Consider the following 1,815-nt stretch of genomic DNA (forward strand, 5'->3'; position numbering starts at 1 on the left):
CGACAAGTTTTCTATTTTCATCTGACCCCAATTTCCCAAGTTCCCGCCGCTCTACCATTTTTGAGTCAAATACATTACATAATAAAGCGGCATAACGATGTTGGTTTGCTCTAATTCGGATGAGCCTTGTGTTCCTGTGAGTTTGAATGTTTTATGTGGCTGACATTTTGTTATGTAGGATTGGAGCGATTTGGCCCGAGTGCGTTTTCCACTTTTTACCTCAACGGGAATGATTTTCCCGTCTTCATTTGTTAATAAAAATTCGATTTCGGCGCGAGCATCATTCCATGAATAACTTGGGTCTACTCCTAGTGCGGTGAGCTCTTGCTGTACGAAGTTTTCTGCAATGTACCCTTTGTATTCGTAGTTTTGCTGTTTGAGTTCTTTGTAGTTGCTTCCCAGCATGCGGTTAAGCAAGCCAACATCGAATAGAAAGAGTTTTACTGAGTTGTCTTTTTTATAGGCGGCTAATGGCGGCCTTGGAAGACCCTCTATTGGGTAACAGGTCAATGCAAGGCGGCAACGAGTCAGCCAATGTATAGCGCTTTCAAAATCGCTATAACGTGATTTACGCTCTGCTACACCCTTAAATTTAAAGCGTTTCACCGATTCGTCCATCACCGAGGATAATTGGGAGGGAATACTATTAAAAACAGACTCTATGAGCTGTGCATTCACCTTTCCAGAATACTTACCAAAATCCCGTCGATAGCCTTCTATTAGGTCTTCTTGTACTTTCGACACTTTTTCGATGCGCACTAAGATGCTGTCGTTTTTATTGGAGAACCACGTCGCCACGGCTTCTGGCATACCACCAGTAAAGTAATAATCGGTCAATTTGTCGAAAAGCTTTAAGTGAGCGGCTGATGAGTTAGTTTGCGCCTCAAAGGCCTTTATTAACGCTTTCTCTTCGGAGGCGTATAAAAACTCTAAAAAACTAAGAGGGCGTAAATTATGTTGTTCTACTTTTCCTACAGGGAACGTATTCAGTAATCCAATATTAGAACCACTGGCAGCGATGTAATAAGTAGGCGCTTTTTCGGCGAAATATTTCAGCGCTGTGACGGCAGATTCGCATTCGCCTATCTCATCTAAAATAAGCAGATCTGTCTCTGGATTAAAGATTTGGCCTGTGATCAACTCTATGTTCGTAAGAATATCATCTGGGTGCAGCGAGCCATCAAAGGCGTCTTTTAGATTTGGCGTTTCCAAAAAATCAATTCGCACACTGTTGGGGAAAGTCTTTCCGAAAAGCTCTTGTAATAAAAAGGTCTTACCGGTTTGTCTTGCTCCATCGATGAGGATCGGTTTTCTTGTTGCTTGGTTTTTCCAATGGATAAGTTGATCGAGCAACGTACGCTTCATTGTTATCTATCCCCAAAGACTAAAATTGAACAACAGCCACAGAATAACACTTTTATGCGCATAAAAAAGAAAAAAGCCACATTTTTATGCGCATAAAAATGTGAATTTGATTAATTTCTAGTCTATTCCTTCCATGTTCTATATTCTTGCGCCCCTTAAACGGGGTAATTTCAAGCGTATTAAATGCAACAAGAGACAGTAAATGGCAAAGCGTAAATTCGATATTTTTAGTAGAGCATGGACGATTATTTGGCGCGCTTTACTCTTGTTGGTTGTCGTCTTATTGTTGCTTCGGTTTGTGCCGCCCCCGACAACGGCGTTTATGCTGCAAAGTCCTTATCCGGTGACTCAAGACTGGATAAGCATTGATGAACTCCCTTCTCATGTTCCACTGGCGTTTGTATCTTCCGAGGATCAACGTTTTCCCAATCACTACGGTGTTGATTTTGC

2 protein-coding genes are annotated in these 1,815 nt (G+C 41.7%); one reads left to right on the top strand and one right to left on the bottom strand.

The features are described from left to right. Positions 1-51: 51 nt before the first annotated feature. Complete coding sequence (locus tag D104_RS32205) at positions 52-1,365, bottom strand: ATP-binding protein (protein WP_024024783.1); 1,314 nt, start codon at positions 1,363-1,365, stop codon at positions 52-54. Between the two features lie 202 nt (positions 1,366-1,567). Between D104_RS32205 and D104_RS32210 the strand changes: the two genes are divergently transcribed. Further along, the coding region (locus D104_RS32210) for a transglycosylase domain-containing protein (protein WP_024024784.1) at positions 1,568-1,815 on the top strand (248 nt) is incomplete at its 3' end.

It is taken from the genome of Marinomonas profundimaris, from assembly GCF_000508165.1.
GTDB lineage: Bacteria > Pseudomonadota > Gammaproteobacteria > Pseudomonadales > Marinomonadaceae > Marinomonas > Marinomonas profundimaris.